The organism is Streptomyces sp. NPDC005706 (genome assembly GCF_040631045.1).
In the GTDB taxonomy this organism is placed as follows: domain Bacteria; phylum Actinomycetota; class Actinomycetes; order Streptomycetales; family Streptomycetaceae; genus Streptomyces.
Map to the genome: position 1 here is coordinate 75,570 of NZ_JBEXYS010000006.1, position 24,900 is coordinate 100,469.

23 protein-coding genes are annotated in these 24,900 nt (G+C 72.5%); 10 read left to right on the forward strand and 13 right to left on the reverse strand.

Annotated elements, in window-relative coordinates; all coding sequences use genetic code 11:
* Window positions 1–7: 7 nt before the first annotated feature.
* The gene (locus tag ABZ478_RS13620; RefSeq protein WP_359548491.1) at window positions 8–2,593 is read right to left on the reverse strand and encodes a bifunctional FO biosynthesis protein CofGH; all 2,586 of its coding nucleotides are present in this window, start codon (window positions 2,591–2,593) and stop codon (window positions 8–10) included.
* A 277-nt stretch (window positions 2,594–2,870) separates the two neighbouring features.
* On the opposite strand from ABZ478_RS13620, the gene ABZ478_RS13625 reads away from it, so the two are divergent.
* From ABZ478_RS13625 to ABZ478_RS13635, 3 genes are all read left to right on the forward strand, one after another.
* Complete coding sequence (locus ABZ478_RS13625; protein WP_358930906.1) at window positions 2,871–3,266, forward strand: nitroreductase/quinone reductase family protein; 396 nt, start codon at window positions 2,871–2,873, stop codon at window positions 3,264–3,266.
* Between the two features lie 185 nt (window positions 3,267–3,451).
* Complete coding sequence (locus tag ABZ478_RS13630; RefSeq protein ID WP_359548493.1) at window positions 3,452–6,415, forward strand: BTAD domain-containing putative transcriptional regulator; 2,964 nt, start codon at window positions 3,452–3,454, stop codon at window positions 6,413–6,415.
* A gap of 202 nt (window positions 6,416–6,617) precedes the next feature.
* Window positions 6,618–6,806 (forward strand): sigma-like protein, encoded by a 189-nt coding sequence (locus tag ABZ478_RS13635; RefSeq protein WP_359548494.1) that lies wholly within the window; start codon window positions 6,618–6,620, stop codon window positions 6,804–6,806.
* Between the two features lie 124 nt (window positions 6,807–6,930).
* Here the strand turns inward: ABZ478_RS13635 and ABZ478_RS13640 are convergent, their stop codons facing one another.
* The 6 genes from ABZ478_RS13640 to ABZ478_RS13665 all read right to left on the reverse strand — a co-directional run bounded on the left by ABZ478_RS13640 (window position 6,931) and on the right by ABZ478_RS13665 (window position 12,501).
* Window positions 6,931–7,137 (reverse strand): hypothetical protein, encoded by a 207-nt coding sequence (locus tag ABZ478_RS13640; RefSeq protein ID WP_359549003.1) that lies wholly within the window; start codon window positions 7,135–7,137, stop codon window positions 6,931–6,933.
* On the reverse strand, window positions 7,088–7,288 hold the full coding sequence (locus ABZ478_RS13645; RefSeq protein WP_359548497.1) for a hypothetical protein: 201 nt from the start codon (window positions 7,286–7,288) through the stop codon (window positions 7,088–7,090). Before ABZ478_RS13645 ends, ABZ478_RS13640 begins: the two co-directional genes overlap by 50 nt.
* A gap of 926 nt (window positions 7,289–8,214) precedes the next feature.
* Complete coding sequence (locus ABZ478_RS13650) at window positions 8,215–8,454, reverse strand: hypothetical protein (RefSeq protein WP_359548499.1); 240 nt, start codon at window positions 8,452–8,454, stop codon at window positions 8,215–8,217.
* Between the two features lie 78 nt (window positions 8,455–8,532).
* On the reverse strand, window positions 8,533–9,096 hold the full coding sequence (locus ABZ478_RS13655) for a hypothetical protein (RefSeq protein WP_359548502.1): 564 nt from the start codon (window positions 9,094–9,096) through the stop codon (window positions 8,533–8,535).
* 136 nt (window positions 9,097–9,232) lie between these two features.
* Window positions 9,233–11,575: a PQQ-binding-like beta-propeller repeat protein gene (locus ABZ478_RS13660; protein WP_358930898.1), complete on the reverse strand. Its 2,343-nt coding sequence runs from the start codon at window positions 11,573–11,575 to the stop codon at window positions 9,233–9,235.
* A 191-nt stretch (window positions 11,576–11,766) separates the two neighbouring features.
* Window positions 11,767–12,501: a VOC family protein gene (locus tag ABZ478_RS13665; protein WP_359548504.1), complete on the reverse strand. Its 735-nt coding sequence runs from the start codon at window positions 12,499–12,501 to the stop codon at window positions 11,767–11,769.
* 134 nt (window positions 12,502–12,635) lie between these two features.
* Between ABZ478_RS13665 and ABZ478_RS13670 the strand changes: the two genes are divergently transcribed.
* Window positions 12,636–13,271 (forward strand): TetR family transcriptional regulator, encoded by a 636-nt coding sequence (locus ABZ478_RS13670; RefSeq protein ID WP_359548982.1) that lies wholly within the window; start codon window positions 12,636–12,638, stop codon window positions 13,269–13,271.
* 112 nt (window positions 13,272–13,383) lie between these two features.
* Here the strand turns inward: ABZ478_RS13670 and ABZ478_RS13675 are convergent, their stop codons facing one another.
* Complete coding sequence (locus ABZ478_RS13675) at window positions 13,384–13,860, reverse strand: Lrp/AsnC family transcriptional regulator (protein ID WP_359548507.1); 477 nt, start codon at window positions 13,858–13,860, stop codon at window positions 13,384–13,386.
* An 82-nt stretch (window positions 13,861–13,942) separates the two neighbouring features.
* On the opposite strand from ABZ478_RS13675, the gene ABZ478_RS13680 reads away from it, so the two are divergent.
* From ABZ478_RS13680 to ABZ478_RS13690, 3 genes are all read left to right on the forward strand, one after another.
* Complete coding sequence (locus ABZ478_RS13680) at window positions 13,943–14,560, forward strand: LysE family translocator (RefSeq protein WP_358930892.1); 618 nt, start codon at window positions 13,943–13,945, stop codon at window positions 14,558–14,560.
* Between the two features lie 106 nt (window positions 14,561–14,666).
* Entirely contained in the window at window positions 14,667–15,335 is a 669-nt protein-coding gene (locus tag ABZ478_RS13685) for a pyridoxal 5'-phosphate synthase (RefSeq protein ID WP_359548509.1), read from the forward strand.
* 278 nt (window positions 15,336–15,613) lie between these two features.
* Window positions 15,614–16,807 (forward strand): NAD(P)/FAD-dependent oxidoreductase, encoded by a 1,194-nt coding sequence (locus tag ABZ478_RS13690; RefSeq protein ID WP_359548511.1) that lies wholly within the window; start codon window positions 15,614–15,616, stop codon window positions 16,805–16,807.
* Between the two features lie 35 nt (window positions 16,808–16,842).
* Here the strand turns inward: ABZ478_RS13690 and ABZ478_RS13695 are convergent, their stop codons facing one another.
* Window positions 16,843–17,754 carry a hypothetical protein gene (locus ABZ478_RS13695; protein WP_359548513.1) on the reverse strand — a complete coding sequence of 304 codons (912 nt, stop codon included), beginning with the start codon at window positions 17,752–17,754 and terminating at the stop codon, window positions 16,843–16,845.
* Between the two features lie 60 nt (window positions 17,755–17,814).
* Window positions 17,815–19,128 carry an MFS transporter gene (locus tag ABZ478_RS13700; RefSeq protein ID WP_359548515.1) on the reverse strand — a complete coding sequence of 438 codons (1,314 nt, stop codon included), beginning with the start codon at window positions 19,126–19,128 and terminating at the stop codon, window positions 17,815–17,817.
* Window positions 19,129–19,199: 71 nt separating this feature from the next.
* Here ABZ478_RS13700 and ABZ478_RS13705 point away from each other — a divergent pair, with 71 nt between their 5' ends.
* Window positions 19,200–20,195 (forward strand): helix-turn-helix domain-containing protein, encoded by a 996-nt coding sequence (locus ABZ478_RS13705; protein ID WP_359548517.1) that lies wholly within the window; start codon window positions 19,200–19,202, stop codon window positions 20,193–20,195.
* A gap of 317 nt (window positions 20,196–20,512) precedes the next feature.
* Here the strand turns inward: ABZ478_RS13705 and ABZ478_RS13710 are convergent, their stop codons facing one another.
* The 3 genes from ABZ478_RS13710 to ABZ478_RS13720 form a co-directional block, all read right to left on the reverse strand.
* Window positions 20,513–21,070, reverse strand: coding sequence for an ATP-binding protein (locus tag ABZ478_RS13710; RefSeq protein WP_359548984.1), 558 nt, complete (start codon window positions 21,068–21,070; stop codon window positions 20,513–20,515).
* A 574-nt stretch (window positions 21,071–21,644) separates the two neighbouring features.
* Window positions 21,645–22,157 (reverse strand): EF-hand domain-containing protein, encoded by a 513-nt coding sequence (locus ABZ478_RS13715; RefSeq protein ID WP_359548519.1) that lies wholly within the window; start codon window positions 22,155–22,157, stop codon window positions 21,645–21,647.
* 182 nt (window positions 22,158–22,339) lie between these two features.
* Complete coding sequence (locus ABZ478_RS13720; protein WP_359548521.1) at window positions 22,340–22,720, reverse strand: STAS domain-containing protein; 381 nt, start codon at window positions 22,718–22,720, stop codon at window positions 22,340–22,342.
* A 333-nt stretch (window positions 22,721–23,053) separates the two neighbouring features.
* Between ABZ478_RS13720 and ABZ478_RS13725 the strand changes: the two genes are divergently transcribed.
* Both ABZ478_RS13725 and ABZ478_RS13730 read left to right on the forward strand, forming a co-directional pair.
* Window positions 23,054–23,635 (forward strand): sigma-70 family RNA polymerase sigma factor, encoded by a 582-nt coding sequence (locus ABZ478_RS13725; RefSeq protein WP_359548524.1) that lies wholly within the window; start codon window positions 23,054–23,056, stop codon window positions 23,633–23,635.
* On the forward strand, window positions 23,632–24,897 hold the full coding sequence (locus ABZ478_RS13730; protein ID WP_359548526.1) for a zf-HC2 domain-containing protein: 1,266 nt from the start codon (window positions 23,632–23,634) through the stop codon (window positions 24,895–24,897). Before ABZ478_RS13725 ends, ABZ478_RS13730 begins: the two co-directional genes overlap by 4 nt.
* The last annotated feature ends 3 nt before the right edge of the window (window positions 24,898–24,900 follow it).

Genomic DNA, 24,900 nt, shown 5'->3' on the forward strand with positions numbered 1-24,900 from the left:
TCCGCTCTCAGTCCAGGACCGGCAGCAGGTCGGGCAGGTGGCCGTCGGAGGCCTCGGCCGCCCGCCGCCGCCCCTCGGGCACCTCGCCGTACAGGGTCGTGCGCGGCTTCGCCGGCCGGCCGGCCGCCTCCGCCACGGCGATCAGGTCGCGGACCGACTTGTACGAGCCGTAGGAGGAGCCCGCCATGCGGGAGATCGTCTCCTCCATGAGCGTGCCGCCCAGGTCGTTCGCCCCGGAGCGGAGCATCTCGGCGGCGCCCTCGGCGCCCAGTTTCACCCAGCTCGTCTGGATGTTGGGGATCCAGGGGTGCAGCAGCAGCCGCGCCATCGCGGTCACCGCCCGGTTGTCCCGGGTGGAGGGGCCGGGCCGAGCGATGCCCGCCAGGTACACGGGCGCGTTGGTGTGGATGAAGGGCAGGGTGACGAACTCGGTGAAGCCGCCCGTCTCGCGCTGGATCCCGGCCAGGGTGCGCAGGTGGCCGAGCCAGTGGCGGGGCTGGTCGACATGGCCGTACATCATCGTGGACGAGGACCGGATACCCAGCTCGTGGGCGGTCGTGATCACCTCGGTCCAGGTGGCCGTCGGCAGCTTGCCCTTGGTGAGCACCCAGCGGACCTCGTCGTCCAGGATCTCCGCCGCCGTGCCGGGGATGGAGTCCAGGCCCGCCTCCTTGGCGGCGGCCAGCCACTCGCGGATCGGCATGCCCGTCCGGGTGGCGCCGTTGACCACCTCCATCGGCGAGAACGCGTGGACGTGCATCCCGGGGACGCGCTCCTTCACCGCCCTCGCGATGTCGAAGTAGGCCGTGCCCGGCAGGTCCGGGTGGATGCCGCCCTGCATGCACACCTCGACCGCGCCCACGTCCCAGGCCTGCTGGGCCCGGTCGGCGACCTGCTCCAGGGAGAGCGTGTAGGCGTCCGCGTCGGTGCGGCGCTGGGCGAAGGCGCAGAAGCGGCAGCCGGTGTAGCAGACGTTGGTGAAGTTGATGTTGCGGGTGACGATGTACGTGACGTCGTCCCCCACCGCCGACCTGCGCACGTCGTCGGCCACCCGGCACAGCGCGTCCAGCGCCGGGCCGTCCGCGTGCAGCAGGGCCAGCGCCTCGGCGTCGGTGAGGCGGGTCGGGTCGTCGGCCGCCGTGCGCAGCGCCTGCCGTACGTCGGTGTCGATGCGCTCCGGAGCCATACCGGGCGCGGCCGCCTCGCGCAGCGCCTCCCAGTCGCCGTACACCTCGTCGAAGTCGGCGCGCCGGTCGGCGGTACGGCCCTCGGTGTCGATCGCGGTGTGCAGGTCCGTGCGGCCGGTGGCGGTGAACGCCTCCTCCGGCTCCTGCCAGGGGCGTCCCTCGACCACCGCGTCCGGCCGCGCGAGTCCGGTCCGCGGGTCGGCGAGCGCGTCCACGTGCGGGCGCAGCCGCGGGTCCAGCCAGGGTTCGCCGCGGCGGACGAACTCCGGGTAGACGCAGAGGCGTTCACGCAACTCGAAGCCGGCGGCCCGGGACCTGGCGGCGAGTTCCTCGATCTGCGGCCAGGGGCGTTCGGGGTTGACGTGGTCGATGGTCAGGGGCGACACCCCGCCCCAGTCGTCGATACCGGCGCCGATCAGCCGCTCATACTCCCTGTCGACGAGGTTGGGCGGGGCCTGCAGACAGGCCGAGGGGCCCATGATGTGCCGGGCCACGGCCACCGTGGCGACCAGGTCGTCGAGTTCGGCGTCCGGCATGCCGCGCATCGCCGTGTCCGGCTTGGCGCGGAAGTTCTGGATGATCAGTTCCTGGACGCCGTGGTAGGCGCGGGAGACCTTGCGCAGCGCGAAGAGGGACTCGGCGCGTTCCTCGTAGGTCTCGCCGATGCCGATCAGCAGGCCGGAGGTGAAGGGCACGGAGGAACGCCCCGCGTCCTCCAGCACCCTGAGCCGTACGGCCGGTTCCTTGTCCGGGGACCCGAAGTGCGGACCGCCGGGCTCGGACCAGAGCCGGGTGGCCGTCGTCTCCAGCATCATGCCCATCGACGGGGCGACGGGCTTCAGGCGCTGGAAGTCCGTCCAGGTCATGACGCCCGGGTTGAGGTGGGGCAGCAGGCCCGTCTCCTCCAGGACGCGGATGGAGACGGCCCGTACGTAGGCGATGGTGTCGTCGTAGCCGTGCGCGTCCAGCCACTCGCGCGCCTCGGGCCAGCGGTCCTCGGGCTTGTCGCCGAGGGTGATGAGGGCTTCCTTGCAGCCGAGGGCGGCGCCCTTGCGGGCGATGTCCAGCACCTCGTCGGGGGACATGAACATCCCGTGGCCCTCCCGGCGCAGCTTGCCGGGGACGGTGACGAAGGTGCAGTAGTGGCACTTGTCGCGGCACAGCCGGGTGAGGGGGATGAAGACGCTCTTCGAATAGGTGATGACGCCGGGCCGGCCGGCCGCCTCAAGGCCCGCGTCACGCACCCGGGCGGCGGACGCGGCGAGACCCGTGAGCGCCTCGCCACGGGCCTGGAGCAGCACCGCCGCCTCGGTGACGTCGAGGGCGACGCCGTCCCGGGCACGTTTGAGGGCGCGACGCATGGAGTTCTCGGTGGGGCCGGTTCCGGAGGTCGCGGAAGTCGTCATCCCTTGAGCATACGTTCGGGGTGATCAACGCACAGGGCTCGCCGGCGCTCACGGAAGTGGTCCGGGTCGTCGTCGGTGCCGTCGGGGCCGCGGACCTGACCGTATGGCCGTCCGCGGACGCGCCCATCGGGCTCCCCCGTTGCGATGCCTCATGACCGCGGGGGAGGCTGACACCCGTCAGTCACAGGGAAGTCCAGGTGTCACGGGGCCCGCACGGGGTCGGCACGGCATCCGTGCGGGGCCCTCGGGGCCGTCACAGAGCGGGAGATCCAGGGACATGCCAGAGCGTGCGGACCTCAAGCAGCGCGTCGTCACCCGGTTCCAGCGGTATCTCGCCAATCCGCTCAACCGGCGCCTGCCCTTCCAGACCCTCCTGGAGACCACCGGCCGCAAGAGCGGTGAGGCCCGGCGGACCCCGGTGGGCGGACGCCGGGCCGGGGAGTCCTTCTGGATCGTCTCGGAGTTCGGCTACAAGTCGCAGTACGTGCGCAACATCCAGGCCGACCCCCGGGTCCGCGTCCGCGTCGCCGGCCGCTGGCACCACGGCACCGCCCATCTGCTGCCCGACGACGACGCCGTGGCCCGCCTGCGCTCCCTGCCCCGCTTCAACAGCGCGGCGGTCAGGGCGTTCGGCACGGATCTGCTGACCGTACGGGTGGACCTGGCGGACTGAGCGCGACCGCCCCGGCCACGCGGTCAACCGAAGGACCGGTCCTCCATCTGGGGAGACGGTGTGCAGACCATGTGGACCCAGGTGTACCGGTCTGTGATCGGGGTCTCCCGCTGCTGACGCAACCGCCCCGAACAAGGCAAACTGACGGGGTTGTTCGGGATGACAGGTCCTAGGGGGTCGAACGCATGGACGGTGGGCCGCGAGTGCCTGAGCAGCGGCGTCCCGGCTCCGCGGCCGTCGCGGAACCGGAGGCGACGCGCTTCGGGGTGCTCGGTCCGGTGCGGGCCTGGCGCGGCACGGAGACGCTGAACACCGGCTCACCGCAGCAGCGCGCCCTGCTGGCCGCCCTGCTGCTGCGCGAGGGCCGTACGGCGACGGCGGCGGAGCTCATCGACGCGCTCTGGAGCACCGAGCCACCGTCCCAGGCGCTGGCGGCGGTGCGCACGTACGCCTCCCGGCTCCGCAAGGTCCTCGGACCCGGTGTCCTGGTCAGCGAGTCGGGCGGTTACGCGGTACGGGGCCTCGGCGAGGGCGCGCTGGACCTGGCGGTGGCGCAGGAGCTGGCCACCGAGGCGGACAAGGCGCGCGGCACCGGGGACCTGAGGAGCGCCCGGGAGGCGCTGGGCCGCGCCCTGGCCCTGTGGGACGGCGAGCCGCTGGCCGGCGTCCCCGGGCCGTACGCGGAGGCGCAGCGGGTACGCCTGGAGGAGTGGCGGCTGCAACTCCTCGAATCCCGGCTGGACATGGATCTGGAGCAGGGCTGCCACGCCGAGGCGGTCTCGGAACTGACCGCTCTGACGGCGGCGCACCCGCTGCGTGAACGCCTGCGCGAGCTGCTGATGCTGGCGCTGTACCGCAGCGGCCGCCAGGCGGAGGCCCTCGCGGTGTACGCGGACACCCGCCGGCTGCTCGACGAGGAGCTGGGCGTCGAGCCGCGCCCGGGCCTGCGGGAACTCCAGCAGCGCATCCTCCAGGCGGACCCGGCCCTGGCCGAGCCGTCCGCTCCGGTCGCCGAGCCCTCCGTGGTGGCGGTCCGCCCCGCCCAACTCCCGGCTTCGGTTCCCGACTTCACCGGCCGTGCGGCCTTCGTGGACGAGCTGAGCGAGGTACTGGCGTCCGCGTCCGAGGCGGAGGGACGGGTGATGGCCGTCTCGGCGCTGGCCGGGATCGGTGGCGTGGGCAAGACGACGCTGGCGGTGCACGTGGCGCACCGGGCGCGTTCCGCCTTCCCGGACGGCCAGTTGTACGTGGACCTGCAGGGCGCCGGTCCGCGCTCCGCCGAGCCGGAGACGGTGCTGGGCTCCTTCCTGCGGGCCCTGGGCACGGCGGACTCCGCGATCCCCGACAGCCTGGAGGAGCGGGCGGCCCTGTACCGCTCGGTGCTCGACGGCCGCCGTGTCCTGGTCCTGCTGGACAACGCCAAGGACGCGGCCCAGGTACGGCCCCTGCTGCCGGGCACGGAGGGCTGCGCGGCACTCGTCACCTCCCGGGTGCGGATGGTGGACCTGGCCGGTGCCCATCTGGTGGACCTGGACGTCATGTCCCCCGACGAGGCCCTGGCCCTCTTCACGAAGATCGTCGGCGAGGAGCGGGTGGCGGCGGAGCGGGAGGCCGCGCTGGACGTGGTCGCGGCGTGCGGCTTCCTGCCCCTGGCGATCCGCATCGCCGCGTCCCGCCTGGCGGCGCGCCGCACCTGGACGGTGTCGGTCCTCGCCGCCAAGCTGGCCGACGAGCGGCGCCGACTGGACGAGCTCCAGGCGGGCGACCTGGCGGTCAAGGCCACGTTCGAGCTGGGCTACGGCCAGCTGGAGCCTACCCAGGCCCGCGCGTTCCGCCTGCTGGGCCTCGCCGACGGTCCCGACATGTCCCTGGCGGCGGCGGCCGCGGTGCTGGACCTTCCGGTGGAGGACACCGAGGACCTGCTGGAGTCCCTGGTGGACACCTCACTGCTCGAATCGGCGGCCCCGGGACGGTACCGGTTCCACGACCTGGTCCGGCTCTACGCCCGAGCCTGCGCGGAGAGGGACGAGCAGCCGCCGAGTGAGCGGGAGGCGGCGATGTCGCGGTTGCTGGACTTCTATCTGGCTACTGCGGCGGGGGTCTACGCGCTCGAGCGGCCGGGGGATCGGACGGTTGCTCATCTTGAGGGGACCCGGTACGACGCTCAGCGGTTCTCCGATGCCTCGCAGGCAACGGACTGGTTGCACGCGGAAGCGGAGCCCCTTCTCGCGTGCGTTCAGCAGTCGCTGAAGCCCGCGACACTGCGTCGCGCCGTCGACCTGTTGCTGACCACCATAGATCTGGCGGAGTCCGGGGCCGGATCCCGGCGGTACGAGACGACAGCCATCGCAGCGTGTGATGCGGCCGCGGCCGCCGGAGACCGGCACGCCGAGACGCGGGCACGCATCACGTTGGCCCAAGTCCTGAGTCAGGCGGGCCGGTTCGAGGAAGCGGAGCAGGAGGCCAAGAGGGCGGACCTGCTCAACCAGGGCGTCAACGACCCGTGGGCCAGCAGCACAGCCCCCAACCAGCTGGGGATCATCGCCATCTGCCGGTCTCTCTACGCCGACGCGGAGGGCTATCTGCTCAGGGCGATCAGGGCCTTCCAGAACGACGAGAACAAGCCCGGCGAGGCCAGCGCGGTCTGCAACCTCTCGCGCTCACTGGCATCGATGGGCCGCGGTGCGCAGGCCATCGAGCTCGCCCAACGCGGGATCGAGATCTACGACGAGCTCGGCATGTCGGTGCGCCTCGCCAACGCGCGTTACGCCTCGGGAATCGTCTTCACGCAGGCCGGCAGGCTCTCGGACGCCCTGGAACAGCTTGGGAAGGCGCTGCACATCTTCCTGGAGAGCCGTCAGCGCCTCTGGGAGGGCACCACTCATTTCCGGATCGCGCAGGTGCACTTGGCAGCGCACCGTCCGGCTCAGGCGGCCCAGCACGCCGAGCAGGCCCTGGCGATCGGTTGCATCGGCGGCGACTGGATGCGGGCCAATGCCCTGACCATTCTGGGCAAGGCACTGGAGGCTCTCGGGCAACCGGACCGGGCGCGTGCTTGCTGGCTCGACGCTCTGAGGATCTACGAAGCGACGGCTTCGTCCGAAGCGGACGAGGTCCGGATCCTGCTCACTCCACTCGCAGCCGCCTAGGCAGCTGCCGGGAGCGTTCATCGAACGTTTATGGGCCGCTGCCACTCTCATCTAAGCGATCCGCCGTGTCGGGGGGCAGACGGATCTCCTGGGCCTCACGGCTACTCTGAGGCCTCCGGAACGCCCGTTCGGCAGCCCTCGGGGGAGTTGCCGAACGGGTGGGCCTGCCAAGAGCGTTATCTGTCTATCGGGGAGTCCCGCCATGAGCGAAGCCAAGAAGGCCGAGGAGATCACCACCCTGGACCAGCACGCTCCCGCACCGCCCAAGGCGGTCGAGGAGATCACCACGCTGGACCAGCACGCTCCCGCACCGCCCAAGGCGACCGAGGAGATCACCACCCTGGACCAGCACGCCCCGGCCCCGCCGGCCCTGGACCTGAACGGCAAGTAGACCTGACTCCCAGCGGGGGGACGGCCGCGGCGGCGCGGAGGGGGAGCCGTCGCGGCCGAGGTGTGTGCGGGCCAGGCTGAGACGCCCGGCCCCACCGTCGTGCCGCGAGCGCCGCCAACTCGCATCAGACCGTCTTGTCGGTACTCCCGTACTCCACTCCCCACCGCAACGCCACCGCGTCCACCAGAGCCAGCCCGCGCCCCTGTTCCTCATCGGCCGCCGCAGTCACGAGAACCGGCAGAACTCCCGTGTCCGGGTCGGTCACCTCGACGCGGACACGGTCACCGCTCGCCCGGGCCACCAGAACGCGGACCAGAGTGCCCGCCCCCACATGCCGGATCACGTTGCCGACAAGCTCGGTGACGCACGAGCGCGACCAGGCCCGCCGGAGGACGGTACGTCGCCGCGAAGCTCGGCAGGTCCACCCGGAGAGAGGGCAGCGTGATGCCGTGAGCGGCGAGGGCGGCACGCAGTTCTTCCACGCAGAGGGTCGAGTCGTCGACGCCGGCGCCAGCGCCGGGGGTGGAGGAGGAAGTGGGGGTGGGGGTGGGGGCTGTTGGGACACGCTCTCGTACACCTTCCCGTGCTTTACGTGATGAACCAGTCACAGAGTGGCGTTGGCCCCCGTACCGTTTGAAGGGTTTTCGACTGCGCAAGCCCCGTGCTCCTCTTCCGTCCGCTCGCCTGGGCCACGTTCCTCGGCTCCCTGAAGGGCTGAACCCACGGTTGTCCACAGGGCGAGCGGTGGGCCGGCCGAGTCTGCGATCTTGGCCGGGTGGAACGGAGGAACCTGCACGCGCTGGCGCAGAGCGGCGTCCTGCTCACCTCGCGAGCCGTCGCCGCCGGCTGGCCCCGACGGAGCCTCACACGGGCGCTGCGAGCCGAGGGCTGGACCCAACTCCGCTACGGCGCCTGGGCTGAACCGGGAAGAGAGCTCAACCTCGTCACCTGGCTGCGCGCAACGCAGCTCTGCGAACCCAGGCTCATCGTGAGCCACCGTTCAGCGGCCGCCCTATGGCGCATCGAAACGCTCACCAGTGTCTCCGGACCGCCCCTGGAATTCATCGACCCACAGCTCACCATCGGTCGCGTCAGCAAGGGCGTACGCGTTTACCGGCTGCCCCTGGACCCGACGGAAGTGGCGGAGCAGCGCGGTCTACGGGTGACCAGTGCGGTCCGTACGGTCACCGACCTGCTCCGGGTCGGCCCGCGAGACGAGGCGGTGGTCGCCGCCGAATCGGCTCTTACGTATCGCAGGGTCGGACACGTCCGCCGAGCCCCGCTCACCGACCTGGGCGCACTCGCCGCCGCGCTGGAGGTGCCCTCTCGGACATCGTCGATCCGGGCCCGGAACTGGCTGGGCCTCGCCGACCCACTTGCCGGGTCCCCTGCCGAGACCATCGCGAGATTACGCATGTACGACGCCGGACTCCGCCCCGAAAGCCAGGCGGAGGTACGCACCCCGGACGGCCGACGCCGCTACGTGGACTTCCTCTTCCGCGGGAAAGGGCTGGCGGTGGAGATCGAGGGCTACGCGTACCACGGCTCCCGAGAGGCCCATCGCGAGGACATCGCTCGCTACAACCAGCTCCTGCAGTCGACGGAGATCCGCAGCCTCCTCCGCTTCAGTGCCGAGGACGTCTTCCACCGGCCCGCCTACATGCTCAAGGAGATCCGGGCCGGGAAAGCAGAGCGACAGGAGGTTCCCCGTCTCCTTCTCACTCCCTCAGCCCACCGGTCGCGCCACCGGGTTCGCCTTGCAGTGGTGGACCTCGAGGATGAGTCCGTCGTCGGGGTCTCCGAGGCTGTTGACGAGTTTCACCTCGGCGCGGGCCGTGCCCCTGGCCGGTACGGTCACCGTCGTGGTGTTGTCGGCGACGGCCGCGCCCCGCTTGTCCTCGAACTCGACCCGCACGGTGAAGTAGCCCTCGACGGCGTTGGGGTTGGTGACCTCGACCGTCGCGTACTGGGCCTTCTCCGTCGCGCAGCGCACCAGCTTCGCCCTCGCCGCCTTCAGGGACGGCGTCGGGCTCGGAGTGCTGTAGGTACCGCCTCCGGATGTGCTTCCGCTGGTGCCGTAGTCGTCGTCCTCGTAGTCGTGATACCCGCCGGAGCCCGTCCTGCCGACGCTCGACGACGAGTCGTGGTCCTGGCTGGAGCTGCTGCAGCCGCCACCACCACCGCCCGAGTGGCTGTGGCTGTGCCCGTGCCGGCCCGTGAATCCGGTCAGGGCGAGCACCACCAGCGCCGACACCGCCGTGAGCCTGAGTGTGTGACCGCTTCGTCGCATACCGTCACCCTATCGGCCCACTGTCACGTCCCTGTCACCGCACGACGGCCGTCCTGTACCCGGCCGCACGGTGATACAGCGATACGGCAATACGACGGCAGCCGTCCGCATCCACTTCGCTCGCGCCCAGCGGCCGTCACGTGGTCCGCGCGGTGCCGGTCCCCTTCTCCGCGTCCAGCGCGTACACGCACCGGTCCTTGCTGCACGCGTACACCACCCCGTCCCTGACGACCGGGGAGCCGGTGATCTCGCCGCCGGTGGCGAGCTTCCAGCGCAGGCGGCCGTCGTCGGACTTGAGGGTGTACAGGAGGTGATCGGTGGAGCCGAAGTGGATGCGGCCCTCGGCGACCACGGGGGTGCCGACGACGTCCCCGCCGGACTGGAAACGCCACTTGGGGGTGCCGGTGACGGCGTCCAGGGTGTACAGGCCCTTGCCGCTGCCCACGTGCACATGGCCGGCCGCCACCAGGACCGGCTCGACGGAGGAGCGGGCCTCGGTCGCGATGCGCCAGCGGTCGCGGCCGTCGGTGGCGTCCAGGGCGTAGACCGTGCCGAGGTAGTCGGCGAGGTAGATGCCGCCGCCGGTGACGGAAGGGCCGGGTGCGAAGGCGGGCGGGCAGAGGAAGACCGCGGGGGCCTCGAAGTGCCAGCGCACCAGACCGCTCGCCACCTCGATCGCGAGGACCCGGGTGCCGGCGGAGACGTACACGTAGCCGTCCGGCGCCGGGGTGATGCGGACCGGTACGCCGCCGCAGGAGGCCGCGTCGCCGATCGGGTACGACCAGCGCTCCTCGCCGGTGCGGGCCTCCAGGGCGCGCAGCCGGGCGTCCTGCCAGACGTAGACGGTGCCGTCGTGGACGGCGGGGCCGGACTCGGGGGACTCGAAGTCGGTCTGGCAGCCGCTGATCTCCCACAGCTTCCGGCCGTTCGCCGCCTCCCAGGCCTGGGCGCCGCCGCCCCGGGTGCCGGTGACGACCGTGCCGTGGTCGGCCTGCAGGGAGTACACCCAGGCGTCCGTGTTCAGCCGCCACAGGTCGCCGCCCTCGCGGGCGTCCAGCGCGAACAGGGTGGGTCCGTCGGAGGCGTGGATCCGGCCGTCCGCGACCGCCATGGACCAGGCCACGTCCCGCGTCTTGAAGCGGCGGCGGCCGGTGGCCACGTCCAGCGCGTGCACCTCGAAGGAGGTGACGTAGACCAGCTCGCCGTCGACCGCCGGGGTGCCCCAGACGTCGTTGGACATGCGGAAGCGCCAGGGGCGCCAGCCGTTCGCCGTCTCCGGGGGCACGGTGGGGACGGGCGGTACGGCCGGGTCGGCGCCCGCGACGCCCTGGCGGGGCCGGGACCAGCCGGCGACGAGGCCGGCCTCCGGCGGGGGCGCCTTGACGGCGGCGGCGCGGGCGTCGGCGACGCGCGGGCCGGGGCCGATGGGCACGGCCGCGCCGGCCAGCCGGACCGGTCCGGTGTCGGGGGCGCCGGTCTGTGCGGTGGCCGGGACCGCGGGGTCGTAGGACGGCGGCGGGGGCACGGCCGCCCGGCCGCCGCTGCGCGGGCCGGGGGCGGTGGGGGCCGGCTTGGCGGCGGGGCGGCCGCCGCGGCGGGTCTCGATGAGGCCGACCGCCTTCTCGGGCAGCCAGGCGGAGGCGGTGCCGCTGTCGTCGGAGCCGGAGCCGAACAGGTGCGGGGCGAGCTGGGCCTGGAGGTCGGCGGGGTTGGGCCGGCCGGTCGCCTCCATCTGCATGCAGGACTCGATCAGCGGGCGCAGCTCGTCCGGCAGGCCGGTGAGGTCCGGGCCCTCGCGGAGCAGCATGAACACCGTCTCGACCGGGTTGGCGCCGTGGAAGGGCGGGTGGCCGGTGGCGGCGAAGACCAGCATCGAGCCGAGCGAGAAGACGTCGCTGGCGCCGGTGACGCTGCGGGAGTCCTTGGCCTGCTCGGGGGACATGTAGGCAGGGGTGCCGACGGCGACGTTCGTCATCGTCAGACGGGTGTTGGAGACACCGGAGGCGATACCGAAGTCGATCACCCGGGGGCCGTCCTCGACCACGAGGACGTTGGACGGCTTCAGGTCGCGGTGGACCAGGCCCGCGCCGTGGATGGACTGCAGGGCCTCGGCCACGCCCGCCGCCAGCCAGCGCACCGCCTGCGCCGGGAGCGGGCCGCACTCGTTCACTATCTCCTCGAGGGAGGGCGCGGGGACGTAGGCGGTCGCGAGCCAGGGCACGGCGGCACGGGGGTCGGCGTCCACCACGGCCGCCGTGTAGAAGCCGGAGACCGCGCGGGCCGCCTCCACCTCGCGGGTGAAGCGGACGCGGAAGAGCTGGTCCTCGGCCAGCTCGGTGCGGACCGTCTTGATCGCCACGCGCCGGCCGGATGCCGAGCGCGCCAGATAGACCAGCCCCATGCCGCCGGCGCCCAGCCGGCCCAGCACCTCGAACGGCCCGATCCGCCGCGGATCGTGCTGCGTCAGCTGATCCACCACTTGCCTGCCACCTCCCCGTACGAGCCGCGCCACCCACATATGTACGCGACCGAAGTGCAGCGTCTCACCACCGCACCGCCATGGCGGCACGCACCCTGATTCTTCCTGGCCGGGCGGCCGGTTGCGAACCCGGTGACGAATCAGGGTGTCTCGTGCCGAATAAGGTCATTTCATCGTCGCGACACCCTGCTTCACCGCTCCAGCAGGGCGAACGACGCCCCCTGATTGTCGGTGACGACGGCCACTCGTCCGTACGACGTGCCGAAGGGCGGCTTCTGCACCCGGCCGCCGAGCCGGCGTACGGCACCGAGGGCGTCGTCGAGGGCGGTGACACGGAAGTGGGCCAGGAAGTGCGGGGGCATCTCGGCCGGGAAGACCTCGGTGACGTCCGCGCGGCCGAAGTCGGGCTCGGTCCCGGTGCCGAACAGGGCCTCGTGGAAGAGGTCGCCGTAGAAGGTGTTGGCGGCGGCCGTGTCCCGGGTGTAGAGCTCGGCCCAGACGAACGTGTTCGGCTCGCGGCGCCGGCCGAAGCCGGGGTGGGTGCCGGGCTGCCACAGGGCGAACACCGCGCCCTCGGGGTCGGTGGCCAGGGCGGCGGTCCCGAGGTCGCCCACCGGGAACGGGGCCATCACCACCTGCCCGCCGGCCTCGATGATCCGCCGGCCGAGGGCCCGGGCGTCCGTGGTCGCGAAGGACACCGTCCACACCGTGGGCATGCGGCCGTCGGTCTTGGGGGCCAGCGAGGCGACGCGGTCGCCGTTCAGCAGGGCCCACACCGAGGAGCCGTACGACTCCTCGAAGTCCCATCCGAAGAGCTCGCCGTAGAACCGCTTGCCCGCCTCGACGTCGGGCAGCTCGGCGTCCACCCAGCAGGGGACGCCCTCGGGGTACGCCTCTTCGTTCGCGGATGCCCTGTTTTCGGCCATGCCGTCAAAGTAGCGGGGTCGCGCGCAGCCCGCAGACCAGCCACACCATGCCCATTTCCCTCGTGCACCCCATTTGCAGTCGGCCGAATCGCGCTCAGATCACCCGTCGGTAAGCTGACGACATGACAGGACAAGTGCGTACCGTCGACGGCCGCGTGGCCGGCAGACGTGGGCAGGCGACCCGGCAGAAGCTGCTCGACTGCCTCAGCGAGATGCTCAGCTCCTCCCCCTACCGGGACGTCAAGGTCATCGATGTCGCCCGGAAGGCGGGCACCTCGCCCGCGACCTTCTACCAGTACTTCCCTGACGTCGAAGGGGCCGTCCTGGAGATCGCCGAGCACATGGCGACCGAGGGCGCGGGGTTGACGGAACTGCTCGAGGGACGCTCCTGGGCCGGCAAGTCCGGCTGGCAGACCGCACAGGAACTCGTCGACGGCTTCCTGGAGTTCTGGCGGCGGAACGACGCCATCCTGCGCGTGATCGACCTCGGCGCGGCCGAGGGGGACAAACGGTTCTACAAGATCCGTATGAAGATCCTGAACTCGGTGAACGGCTCGCTCACGGAGTCGATCACCGAACTGCAGACCAAGGGCCGGGTGGACAAGGACGTGAACCCGGCGGCGATCGCGGGCTCGCTGGTCACGATGCTCGCCTCGGTGGCCGCGCACCAGAAGGGCTTCTCCTCCTGGGGCGTCAAGCAGGCCGAACTCAAGCCCAATCTCGCACTGCTGGTCCACCTCGGTGTGACCGGCAAGAAGCCGAGCAGATAGCGGCGTACCTCTATCCCGATTCCAGGTCCTGTCTGGCAGGCGGTGGCTCACCCGAGTGGGCCACCGCCTGCTTTTTCACCGGGCCGGGGCGGGCCCTTCCCCGGGGCTCCGTTCACGGGCCACCGCGCTGACCCCGTGCCGCCGGCAGCGGCCGGTCCCGGACCACGTGCTTCATCACGAGCGTCGAGGTGAGCCGCTGCACCCCGGGCAGGGTCGCCAGCCGCTCGTCGTACAGCCGCTGGAAGGCGGCGAGGTCGGCGGTGGCCACCCGGAGCAGGTAGTCGGGCTCGCCGAACAGCCGCTGGGCGTCCAGGACATGGTCCAGCTCGCCGACCGCCCGCTCGAACTCGGCGACGGTGTCGCGGTCCTCCTGCCGCATGGAGACGAAGACCAGCGCCTCGAAGTTCAGCCCGAGCGCGCCCGCGTCCACCACCGCCCGGTAGCCCTGGATGGCTCCGGAGCGTTCCAGCTCGCGCAGCCGCCGGTGGCAGGGCGAGACGCTCAGGCGCACCCGGGCGGCCAGCTCGGTCACGGTCAGCCGCCCGTCCTGCTGCAGCTCGGCAAGGATTTTCCGGTCTACGTCGTCCATGGGGAAGATTCTCCCTCTGAAACCCCTGTTCAGAGCAAACAACAGAAACACTTTCGGGCTATTCACGCCTAATGTCGCCGGTATGGAACCGGGCCTGCTCTTCTCCTTCCTCGCCGTCGACCTGCTGCTGGTGTGCGTGCCGGGCGCCGACTGGGCGTACGTGATCGCGACCGCCCTGCGCGGCGGCCGGGTACCGCGCGCGGTGGCGGGTCTGGTCTGCGGGTACGCCCTGCACACGGTCCTGGCGACGGCGGGCCTCGCGGTCCTGGTGGCGGGCTCGCCCCGGCTGCTGACGGCACTGACGGTGGTGGGCGCGGGTTATCTGCTGTGGCTGGGCTGGGGTGTGCTGCGCCGCCCGGCCGTACCGGACGCGGACGCCGGCCCGCCGGCCGACGGGAGGCTCTTCCTGCGGGGTGCCACGATCAGCGGCCTCAACCCCAAGGGCCTGCTGCTCTACCTGTCCGTACTCCCCCAGTTCCTCACCCTCACCGGCGACCGGCTGCCCGTACCCGCGCAGACGGCGGCGCTGGGCCTGCTGCACATGGCGTGCTGCGCGGCCGTCTATCTCACCGTCGGCGCGCTCGCCCGCGTACTCCTGGCCGCCCGTCCGACGGCGGCCCGCGCGGTCACCCGCACCTCGGGCGCGGCGATGCTCGGCGTCGGCGCGCTGCTGCTGGTGGAGCGGCTGGCGACGCTCTGAGAGCCGGCGGCTCCTCGGCGAGCGCGTCCCGGTGACCCGGCGGCGCCACCGGGACCGCGGAGCGTCCGGGGCGAGTACGGACGCCGACGGCGGCCATACTCGCCCCATGGCACAAAAGGATCTCCACGACATGCTTCGGTCCCTGCGGGTCTGGGCCCCCGGGGTGACCGAGCTGCGCCCCTTCGACCCGGAGACGGCTCCCCCGACGCCCCTGCCCCTGTTCACGAGCTGGTTCGCGGAGGCCGTGGAGGCCGGGCAGCCGGAGCCGCACACGATGTCGCTGGCGACGACGGACGAGGAGGGCAGGCCCGACGTGCGGATCGTCATGATGCACGGCGCCGACGCGGACGGCTGGTCCTTCGCGAGCCACTCGACGAGCCGCAAGGGCCGCGCCCTGGACGCCCACCCCTACGCGGCCCTGGCCTTCTACTGGCCGGCGCTGGGCCGCCAGGTGCGGGTGCGCGGAACGGTGGCGTCGGCCCCGTCGCACGAGAGCCTGGCGGACCTGCACGCACGCTCGACGGGCGCGCTGGCGGCGGCCCTGACCGGCCGGCAGAGCGAGGAGCTGCCCTCGCTGGAGGAGCTGCGCCAGGTGTCGGAAGCGGCCTGGGAACGGGCCCGCGAGAACCCGTCCGAGCCCTCCCCCACCTGGACCCTGTACCGACTGCGCCCGGAGGCGGTGGAGTTCTTCCAGGGCGACCCCGACCGCCGGCACGTACGCCTCGAATACCGGCGCACGGAATTCGGCTGGAGCAAGAACCTCCTGTGGCCGTGACCCGCCTCGTTCCGGGGCGTGTTCAGTGGTCAGGTGCCAGTCGTCAGGGCGCGTGCGCCCATGATCCGGCTCGGCCGTCCGGCCGGAACAGCGGTTTTCCCGGCCGCCGCGCACCGGCCGGCGAGGTGGAGACGCAGGGCTGGGCACCGCGCCTGACCACCGGGAAACGGCCCTCGGCCACCGGTCCCACTCACTTTCCCTACACGCGTGATCAATCCGCAACCAATTCCGGTCTTGACCGAGACCCATCAACCGGGTGTGTGATTACGCTCGCGCTCATGGCCGACTCCCGTCCCTCCTCCGCGCACCTCTCCGCGACGCCCGCCGACCGTCCCGTCTACGTCATAGGCGCCGGCCCCGGCGGACTGGCCGCCGCGTACGCGCTGCGGGCCCGGGGGGTACGGGCCGTGGTGCTGGAGAAGTCGGACCGGGTGGGCGCGTCCTGGCGCCGGCACTACGACCGCCTGCACCTGCACACCACCCGGCGCCTGTCCGCCCTGCCCGGCCTCGCGATGCCCCGCAGGTTCGGGCGCTGGGTGTCCCGGGACAACGTGGTCCGGTACCTGGAGCGGTACGCCGAGCACCATGAGCTGGAGATCGTCACCGGCGTGGAGGTGTTCCGCGTCGAGCGCGCCGGGGACGGTGCCGGCTGGGTGCTGCACGCCTCCGGCGGGCGGGAGCTGACCGGCAGCGCGGTGGTCGTCGCCACCGGCCACAACCACACCCCGCGGGTGCCCGGCTGGCCGGGCCTGGACGGCTACGGCGGGGAGTTCCTGCACGCCGGGCTGTACCGCGACGCCCGGCCGTACGCGGGCCGGGACGTACTCGTCGTGGGCATCGGCAACACCGGTGCCGAGATCGCCGTCGATCTGGTGGAGGGCGGCGCCTCGCGGGTGCGCCTGGCCGTGCGCACCGCCCCGCACATCGTGCGCCGCTCGACCGCCGGATGGGCCGCGCAGTACACGGGCGTGCTGGTCCGGCGGCTGCCGGTGCCGCTCGTGGACCGGCTCGCGCGGGTTCTGGGCGGGTTCATCACGCCGGACCTCTCCGCCCACGGGCTGCCGCGTCCCGACAGCGGGCTGTACAGCAGGGTGCGCGAGGGGGCCATCCCGGTGCAGGACGTCGGGATCGTCGACGCCGTGCGCCGGGGGAAGGTGGAGATCGTCGCCGCCGTCGAGGGGTTCGAGGACGGGAAGGTGGTCCTCGCCGACGGCGGCCGTGTCACGCCGGACGCCGTGATCGCGGCCACCGGGTACGAGCGGGCGCTGGACGGGCTGGTCGGCCACCTGGGCGTGCTCGACGGACGCGGCAGGCCCGTGGTGCACGGGCCCCGCACGCCGGACGGGGCCTCCGGCCTGTACTTCACCGGGTTCACCAATCCGATCAGCGGAATGTTCCGGGAGCTGGCGATCGACGCGGAGCGGATCGCCAGGGCGGTGGCCAGGACGCTCACGGCGGGCGCCCGGCGGTGACCTCACCGCGCGGACGTCCCTGACACCGGCTCAGGTCAGCCGGTCCGCTTCAGGATCCACAGCCGCCCCCCGTCCGGATCGCCGAACAGGACGTACAGCTCGGGGTCCTTCTCGGTGCCGCCGAAGGACCAGTCGGTGTCCTCGCCGCAGTCGCCGTCGAGTCTCAGCAGGATGCCGTCACGGCCCAGGTCGTCCTGGTGGTGCGGCTTCCAGGTGCCGCCGCCCGCGCATTCGACGTACTCATGGACGAGCCAGTCGTAGTCCGGGGGCTGGGCCGGCAGCCGGACCGCCGTCGCCCGCCCGTCAGGGCTCAGCCGCAGCTCCGCCCCGCCGTCGCCGTGCCAGCTACCGGCGAGTTGGGCGGTGGTCAGCTCCGGGGGCTCGTACTGCTCGACGAGGCCTGTCTCGGTGAGGAGGAACCCGCCGGCCAGAGCCGCGACGAAGAGGACCGCCGACCCGGCCGCCGCGCGCCACCAGACGCCCCACTGCCGCCAGTCACGTCTGCGCGCGCACCCGACCCAGAGGGTGGGCAGGACGCCCAGGGCCGTCAGGACCGGGACGGACGTGGTGAAGGACCACAGCGGTACGGTCGCACCGCCCCAGAGGACGGCCGGGGCCAGCGGCGCCACCAGGTACCGGAGCCAGGACGGGCCGCCGAGGTGGCGGCCGGCCAGCCGGGCGAGGACCACCGCGGGCAGGGTCAGTACGAAGGTCAGCGCCATGCCGAGCAGCGGCAGCAGCAGCGGCGCGAAGAGGAGCACGCAGAGCGCGCCGAGGGCGTCGACGGAGCCCGCTCCGTAGTCGTCCTGGGCCGTGCTGACGACGATCCACCACAGCAGCCCCGCCGCCGGAAGCTGCGCTCCGCCCATCGCGGCCGCCGCACTCAGATCGGCGGTCGACCAGTACGCGTTGCCGCCGGGTCTCCCCGGCGCCTCTCCCCACCCCATGGGCGCAGCTTACGAAGCCCCCGCGGGGCCCTCACCGGCGCCCTTGCCCTCGACGGGCCCCTAGGCCGGCTGCGCGAGGACGGGTGCCGGGACCGCCGGGCGGCGGCGGATGACCAGGGCCATCAGGGCCGCCACCGCGCACAGGGTGCCGGAGGCGTACCAGACCATGTCGTAGGAGCCGAAGACGTCACGTGCGGCACCGCCGAGGTAGGCGACCAGGGCCGCGCCGACCTGGTGCGAGGCGAGCACCCAGCCGAAGACGATGGCGCTGTCCTCGCCGTACTGCTCCCGGCACAGCGCCAGGGTGGGCGGGACGGTGGCCACCCAGTCGAGGCCGTAGAAGACGATGAAGAAGACCATCGGGGGATGCACCGACGGGCCCAGCAGCATCGGCAGGAACAGCAGTGAGACACCGCGCAGGGCGTAGTAGACGGCGAGCAGGCGGCGCGGTTCGAAGCGGTCGGTGAACCAGCCGGAGGCGATCGTGCCGGCGACGTCGAAGACGCCGATGACCGCCAGCAGCGAGGCCGCCGCCGTGACGGGCATGCCGTGGTCGTGCGCCGCGGGCACGAAGTGCGTCTGGATCAGGCCGTTGGTGGAGGCGCCGCAGATGGCGAAGGTGCCGGCCAGCAGCCAGAACGGGCCCGTCCGGGCGGCGGAGGCGAGGATGCCGAGGGTGCGGCGGGCGGCTCCGGTGACCGGGGGCGGCTTCGGTACGAACTCCTCGGCGCCGTACGGCTTCAGGCCCACGTCGGCCGGGTGGTCGCGCAGCAGTATCCAGACGAACGGGACCACGGCGAGGGCGGCCAGGGCCACGGTGACGGCCGCCGGGTGCCAGCCGTGGTTCTCCACCGTCCAGGACAGCACCGGCAGGAAGATGAGCTGGCCGGAGGCGGAGGCGGCGGTGAGGATGCCGCTGACCAGGCCGCGCCGCTCGGTGAACCAGCGGTTGGTGACGGTGGCGGCGAACGCCAGCGCCATCGATCCGCTGCCGAGGCCGACCAGCAGGCCCCAGCACAGCATGAGCTGCCAGGGCGCCGTCATCCAGACGGTCAGGCCCGCGCCGATCGCGATCACGGTGAGCGCGACGGCCACCACCCGGCGGATGCCGAAGCGGTCCATCAGCGCGGCGGCGAAGGGCGCGGTGAGCCCGTAGAGCGCCAGGTTGACCGAGACGGCCGCACCGATGGTGCCGCGCGACCAGCCGAACTCCTGGTGCAGCGGGTCGATGAGGAGACCGGGCAGGGAACGGAAGGCCGCCGCGCCGATGATCGTGACGAACGTGACGGCGGCGACGTACCAGGCGCGGTGCACCCGGCGGCGCCGGGCGGGCGGGGCCTGGAGGGGAGCGGCGGCTTCGGTTGTCTGAGTCACGTCATAGAGCGTCCTCGAACCGGCCCCGCACAACGAGTGGCCCGGAGGACAGCATTCGCTAGGATCGGGCCATGACCGTAGGCGAGGAGTTCCGCCCGCACCGCATCGTCGTCCTGGCCCTGGACGGCCTGCTCCCCTTCGAGCTCGGCATCCCGCACCGGATCTTCGGCCGCCCCAAGGACGCCGCGGGCCGGCCGCTGTACGAGGTGGTGACCTGCTCGGTCCGGCCGCCCGGCCCGGTCGACACCGACGCCGACTTCGCGGTGCACGTCGCGCACGGCCCCGAGGCGCTGGAGACGGCCGACACGGTGATCGTCCCGGCGTCGTACGAACTCGGCCCGCTCTACGACGAGGGCAGGCTGACCGACGAGCTGGCCGCCGCGCTCGCCCACATCCGCCCCGGCACCCGCCTCGCCTCCATCTGCACCGGCGTGTACGTCCTGGCCGCCGCCGGGCTCCTCGACGGCCGGCCGGCGACCACGCACTGGGCGGACGCCGAGCGGTTCCAGCGGATGTTCCCGAAGATCGACGTCGACGCGGACGTGCTGTTCGTCGACGACGGCGACGTGCTGACCTCGGCCGGGGTGGCCGCCGGGATCGACCTGTGCCTGCACATGGTGCGCCGCGACCACGGCACGGCCGTCGCCAACGAGGTGGCCCGCCGCACGGTCGTACCGCCGCACCGCGACGGCGGCCAGGCCCAGTACATCGAGCGCCCCGTGCCCGATCCGCAGCTCGCCACGACCACCGCGGCCCGCGCCTGGGCGCTCGGCCGGCTGCACGAGCCGATCCAGCTCCGCGACATGGCCGCGCAGGAGTCCATGTCGGTGCGCACCTTCACCCGCCGGTTCCGTGAGGAGGTCGGCGTCAGCCCCGGCCAGTGGCTCACCCGGCAGCGAGTGGAACGCGCCCGGCATCTGCTGGAGTCCAGTGAGCTGTCGGTCGACCAGGTGGCCCAGGACGCCGGATTCGGCACGGCCCAGTCGATGCGCCAGCACCTGCAGCAGGCGCTCGGGGTGACGCCGACGGCGTACCGGCGGACCTTCCGCACCGGGTCGGTGCGATGAGTTGTCCACAGCCTGTGGAGAAGAGTGGCGATACGGACGTCTTCCGCGCGGTGCCGTGAGCCGGGGCTGGCGGCCCCGCTCGCCGGACGGCGGCGCGCTTCCGTATCCGGCCCCGCGCCGCCGTCCGGTGCGATCCGCGCTCGGCGAGGACCCCGGTTCCCCCCCGGGCTCTCGCCGTCCCCTCACGGCGAATCGTCGCCCACCAGCGTGTTCACCTGGCGACGTACCGTCAACTGCATTCGCGAGCCCGGCCGTTCAAGCCTGGTTCGTGGTGACCGCGCACGGATGCGTCCGGGGCGCACCGGGGCGCGGGACGCCTACACCACCTCGAAGGCGAAGTCCTCGTACGCGGACAGACCGCCCCCGTACGCCAGTGCCGCGCCCTCCCGGGACTGTGAGCAGCGGTCCAGTTCGCACCAGATGCTCTTGCCGGAGCCCTCGGGGTGCCAGCCCCAGCGGTCGGCCAGGCAGTCGACGAGCGCCAGGCCCCGGCCGCCGGTGGATTCACCGCCGGCGCAGCGCGGGACGGGCGCGCGGGAGCTGGTGTCGGCCACCTCGAGCCGTACGGTGGCCGATGCGCTCGGGCCTGTCGCGCCTGCCGGGCCGGCGGCGTCCGGCATGTCGGTCCCCGTGGCCACCGTCGTGCCCGCCGCCGTGTCGGCCGCCCGGCCCGGCGCCTTCACCGGCAGGGAGAGTCTCAGCACGGCCGGCCGGCCGGTGTGCACCACCGCGTTGGTCACCAACTCGGAGACCAGCAGGACCAGCGTCTCGGTCAACGGCTCGTCGGCCCCTATCCCGAGCCCGGAGAGCCGCGAGCGGGCCCATCTCCTGGCCCGCCCCACCTCCGCGGGGTCGGGCCGGATCTCCAGCTGCACTTGAAGCACCTGCACCGCTCACACCATCCGAACCGGCGGACACATGGCCCCGCGCCGCACGAACGCCGCGACACAAACCGCGACGCGCACCACGACGAGGGCCACGATCGTAGCCATTTTCTGCATGGCCAGGACAACGGCCAGAGCAAGGGTCACAGAACGTGATTCCCTTACGAGACAGCATGGTTGACGTACAGTCACCCCAACAAGCGCTTCGGGCATATTCCAGCGCGAAGGAGTACGCGTACGGCATACTGTGCGACGCGCTTGCCGGGGAGTCGAACAGGCGGGGAAACGGCCGGACAGTCGGGCCCGTACCGCCCCGCGAGCAGCGGCGCGCACCGCGCGGTCCGGGGACGACCCGGGCGCGCCAACGGTTCGGCTCGTGCTCGCGGCCACTCGCATCCCACACAAGGTACCCGAGGGGACGCGTGACTCCGGGACGTGGCGAGTCATGTCAAGGACACAAGCCGATATCAACGCTCTGTGATGTCGGAACGCCACGATCCGCGACATCGTGGGCCAAGGATCGCCCCGAACTGGATGCGCGCCCCGGCGGGTTGCACGGCGACCGCTACTCGGGGACGGTGAAGTACCGCGCGAAGGCCGGGACGATCTCCGACTCGCCGACCCTGCCGTCGCCGTCGGCGTCGAGGGCGGTGGCGGCGGCCAGGGCGACGTCCTCCGGGACGCGCAGGACGCGCAGCACCCGGACGGTGTCGGGGACGGTGGCGCGGCCGTCCGCGTCCGAGTCCGCGACGGCCAGCGCCGCGTGCAGGAAGGGCCGGGCGATCTCGGCGAAGCGGTCGGGGTTGTCGCGCAGGCGCTTGACCGCGCCGGTGACGAACTCCTCGCGGGTGATGCGCTGGTCGCCGTCCCGGTCGGCGATGCCCGCCATGCCCTGCCAGAACGCCTCCGCTCCGGCGTAGAGCGCCTGTCCACGGTCGGAACGGGCGGGTACGGCGAACTCGGCGAGCAGGGCCTTGGCCGCCGCGCTGAAGTCCTCGCGGTCGATGTAGCCGTTGCCGTCCTGGTCGAAGCCGGCGAACCGGGCGGCGATCCTGCGCTCGTACTCGGTGCTGACCATGTCTGTTCGGGCCGCCTTCATGTCGACGTGGAGGGTGATCCGGCTGGGAGCGTACGTCGCGGGCGGCGGACAGGTGACGGGAAAACGGTGGTTGTGCCAAGACCGGGGGAATTTTGCGACAACCCTGTGGCGGCGGCCGCGTGATGTGCTCCGACCGACGGGAACGGTCCTGGTGGGGGGACTCAGGCGGACAGCGGGTCGGCCTCGTCGGTGACGGCGGACTCGACGTCGGGGCGGACGTCGAAGAGGCGGCGGACGCCGAGCGCGCCGAGGACGCGGTTGACGTGCGAGCCGTCCTCCGCGCCGCGGTCCGGCAGGATCAGGCGCAGCCGGCCCTGGCAGGAACGGATCAGCCGGCGGGCGGCGATGAGCACGCCGACGCCGCTGGAGTCGCAGAAGAAGACCTCCGAGAGGTCCAGCACCAGGCTGTGGTGGCCCTCAGCGACCACGTCGTGCACCCGCTGGCGCAGCACCGGCGAGGTCATCAGGTCCAGCTCCCCGCCGACCCGGAGCACGGCCCACCCGTCCTGTTCGACGCCGGTCACCTTGAATGTCACGGCCACGCCCCTCCGCTCGCCGGTTCGCGGAACCGCCCGGAAACGGAAGCAGTTCCTACGTTTCTATTCGCGCGGCTGCCCAGCGGCCGTTCCCTGAAACTTCGGGTCGCAAACCGCGCACGATCGACAAGGGGCTTTTTTCAGTCACTATCGATCCTGTTCGATCGCACTTGGACACTGATTGAGTGAAGGATGTGTGAAGAGGGCACTATCACCTGCGACGCCTCGGGGGGCGCACATTGACACAAAGGGGCGTGCGTTGTCGGAGGTGCCGACTACATTCGAGATGACGGTGCAGACACGATGGACCTGCCGGACGAGGTCGAGGGGAGGGGCGACATGGCGCAGAAGGACGTACCGCCCCGCTGGGACCGCAAGATGCAGCAGCGGCTCGCACGCGGCGAGGCCGCGGCCCTCGCGGAGCTGTACGACCGCTTCGCCTCCCTCGTGCACAGCCTCGCCCACCGGGTCCTCGGTGACGAGCGGGCCGCCGACGGGGTCACCCGCGAGGTCTTCGCCCACGTCTGGGAACACCCCGACTCCTACGACCCCAAGCAGGGTCCGCTGCGCTCCTGGGTGGCCCAGGTGACCCGGCGGCTGGCCGTGCAGCGGCTGCGCGCCACCGAGTCCGCCGCGCTGCCCCCGGGCGAGAGCGGCTCCCCGGAGGAACTGGAGAGCCTGGAGAGCAAGGTGCGCCGCGCCTCGGCCGCCGCCCGCGCCGACTACATCGTCCACTCCATGCCCGCCCCGCTGCGCGCCGCGCTCGAACTGGCGTACTTCCAGCGGCGCGACTACCGGCAGGCCGCCGCCGACCTCGGCGTCACCGAGGACGAGGCCCGCCGCCGGCTCCGGCTCGGCCTCCAGCTGCTGTCCACCGCCCACGACGCCGGAGCCCCGCGGGGCTACGGAGGTGCGGTGTGAACGGCCCCGGAAACTTCGCGGCGCCCGACGGGCCCGGCGACAACCGCGAGCCCCTCATCCCGCCGCCCCGCGCCTCCGTCGAGGACAGCGGGCTGCCCCTGCCCGATCTCGCCGATCCTGGGGAACCCGCTCCCGTGCCGCTCGACCTGTCGCACGACGTCCTGAAGTCACTGCTCGGCGCCTGGGCCCTGGCGGCCTGCTCGGCGGCCGAGACGGCGGCCGTGGAGGAGCACCTCGGCGACTGCGGGGCCTGCGCGGACGAGGCGCGCCGACTGCGCGAGGCGGTCGGTCTGCTGCACCAGCCGGAGAGCCTCGACCTGGACCCGGCCCTGCGCACCCGCGTCCTGGAGAGCTGCCTGAACCGCCGTCCGCCGCGCATCCCGGTGCCCGAGTGGGCGGCCCCGTACGACGCCGAGAGCGCGCGGCTGGACGCGCTGCTGCAGGACTTCGGGGACGCCGAGTGGCACGCGCCGGTGCGGCTGCGGTGGTTCGAGGCCGACGAGGCGACGAGCCGCCGTACCACGGTGGCCGGGGTGATCGCCCATCTGCTGTCGGTGGACGGGCTGGTCGCGGTGGCGCTCGGTCTGGACGATCCGCTCGCGGAGGCCGTCGGCGCCGAACAGGCCGCGGCGGGACCGGCGGCACGCACCGACGCGTACTGGCGCACCTCGCACTTCCCGCCGACCCGGTCCGTGCGGGCGCCCTGGCGGGAGCAGAGCCACCGGCTGGTGCGGACGGTGTCCTTCACGGGCGGCAGCACCGGCGGACTCGCGGTGCAATACGGCGACTTCGGGCTGCCGCTGCACGACGCGATGCTGGACCGGGCCTTCGAGTGCTGGGTGCACGCGGAGGACATCGCGGAGGCCGTGGACTACCCCTACGAGCCGCCCGCGCCGCGGCATCTGCACCGGATGATCGACCTGGCGGCCCGGATGCTGCCGGTGGCGCTGGCCGAACGTCGGCGGGCGGGGCTGTCCGCGACGGGCAGGCGGCCGCGTCTGGTCACCGCCGGGGAGCCGGGGCGCAGCCTGCGGCTGGAGATCGAGGGTGCGGCCGGCGGGGAGTGGCTGATCCCGCTGGACTCGCCGGGCGCGGTGGGCTCCGCCGAGTTCGAGGTGGCCCATGTCGCCCTGGACGGCGTGGAGTTCTGCCGCCTGGCCGCGGGCCACGTGCCCCCGGAGGAGGCCGCGGCGGGACAGGTGGGCGACCGCGAGGCGATCCGGGACGTCCTGTTCGCCGCGGCGGGGCTGAGCCGGATGTGAGCG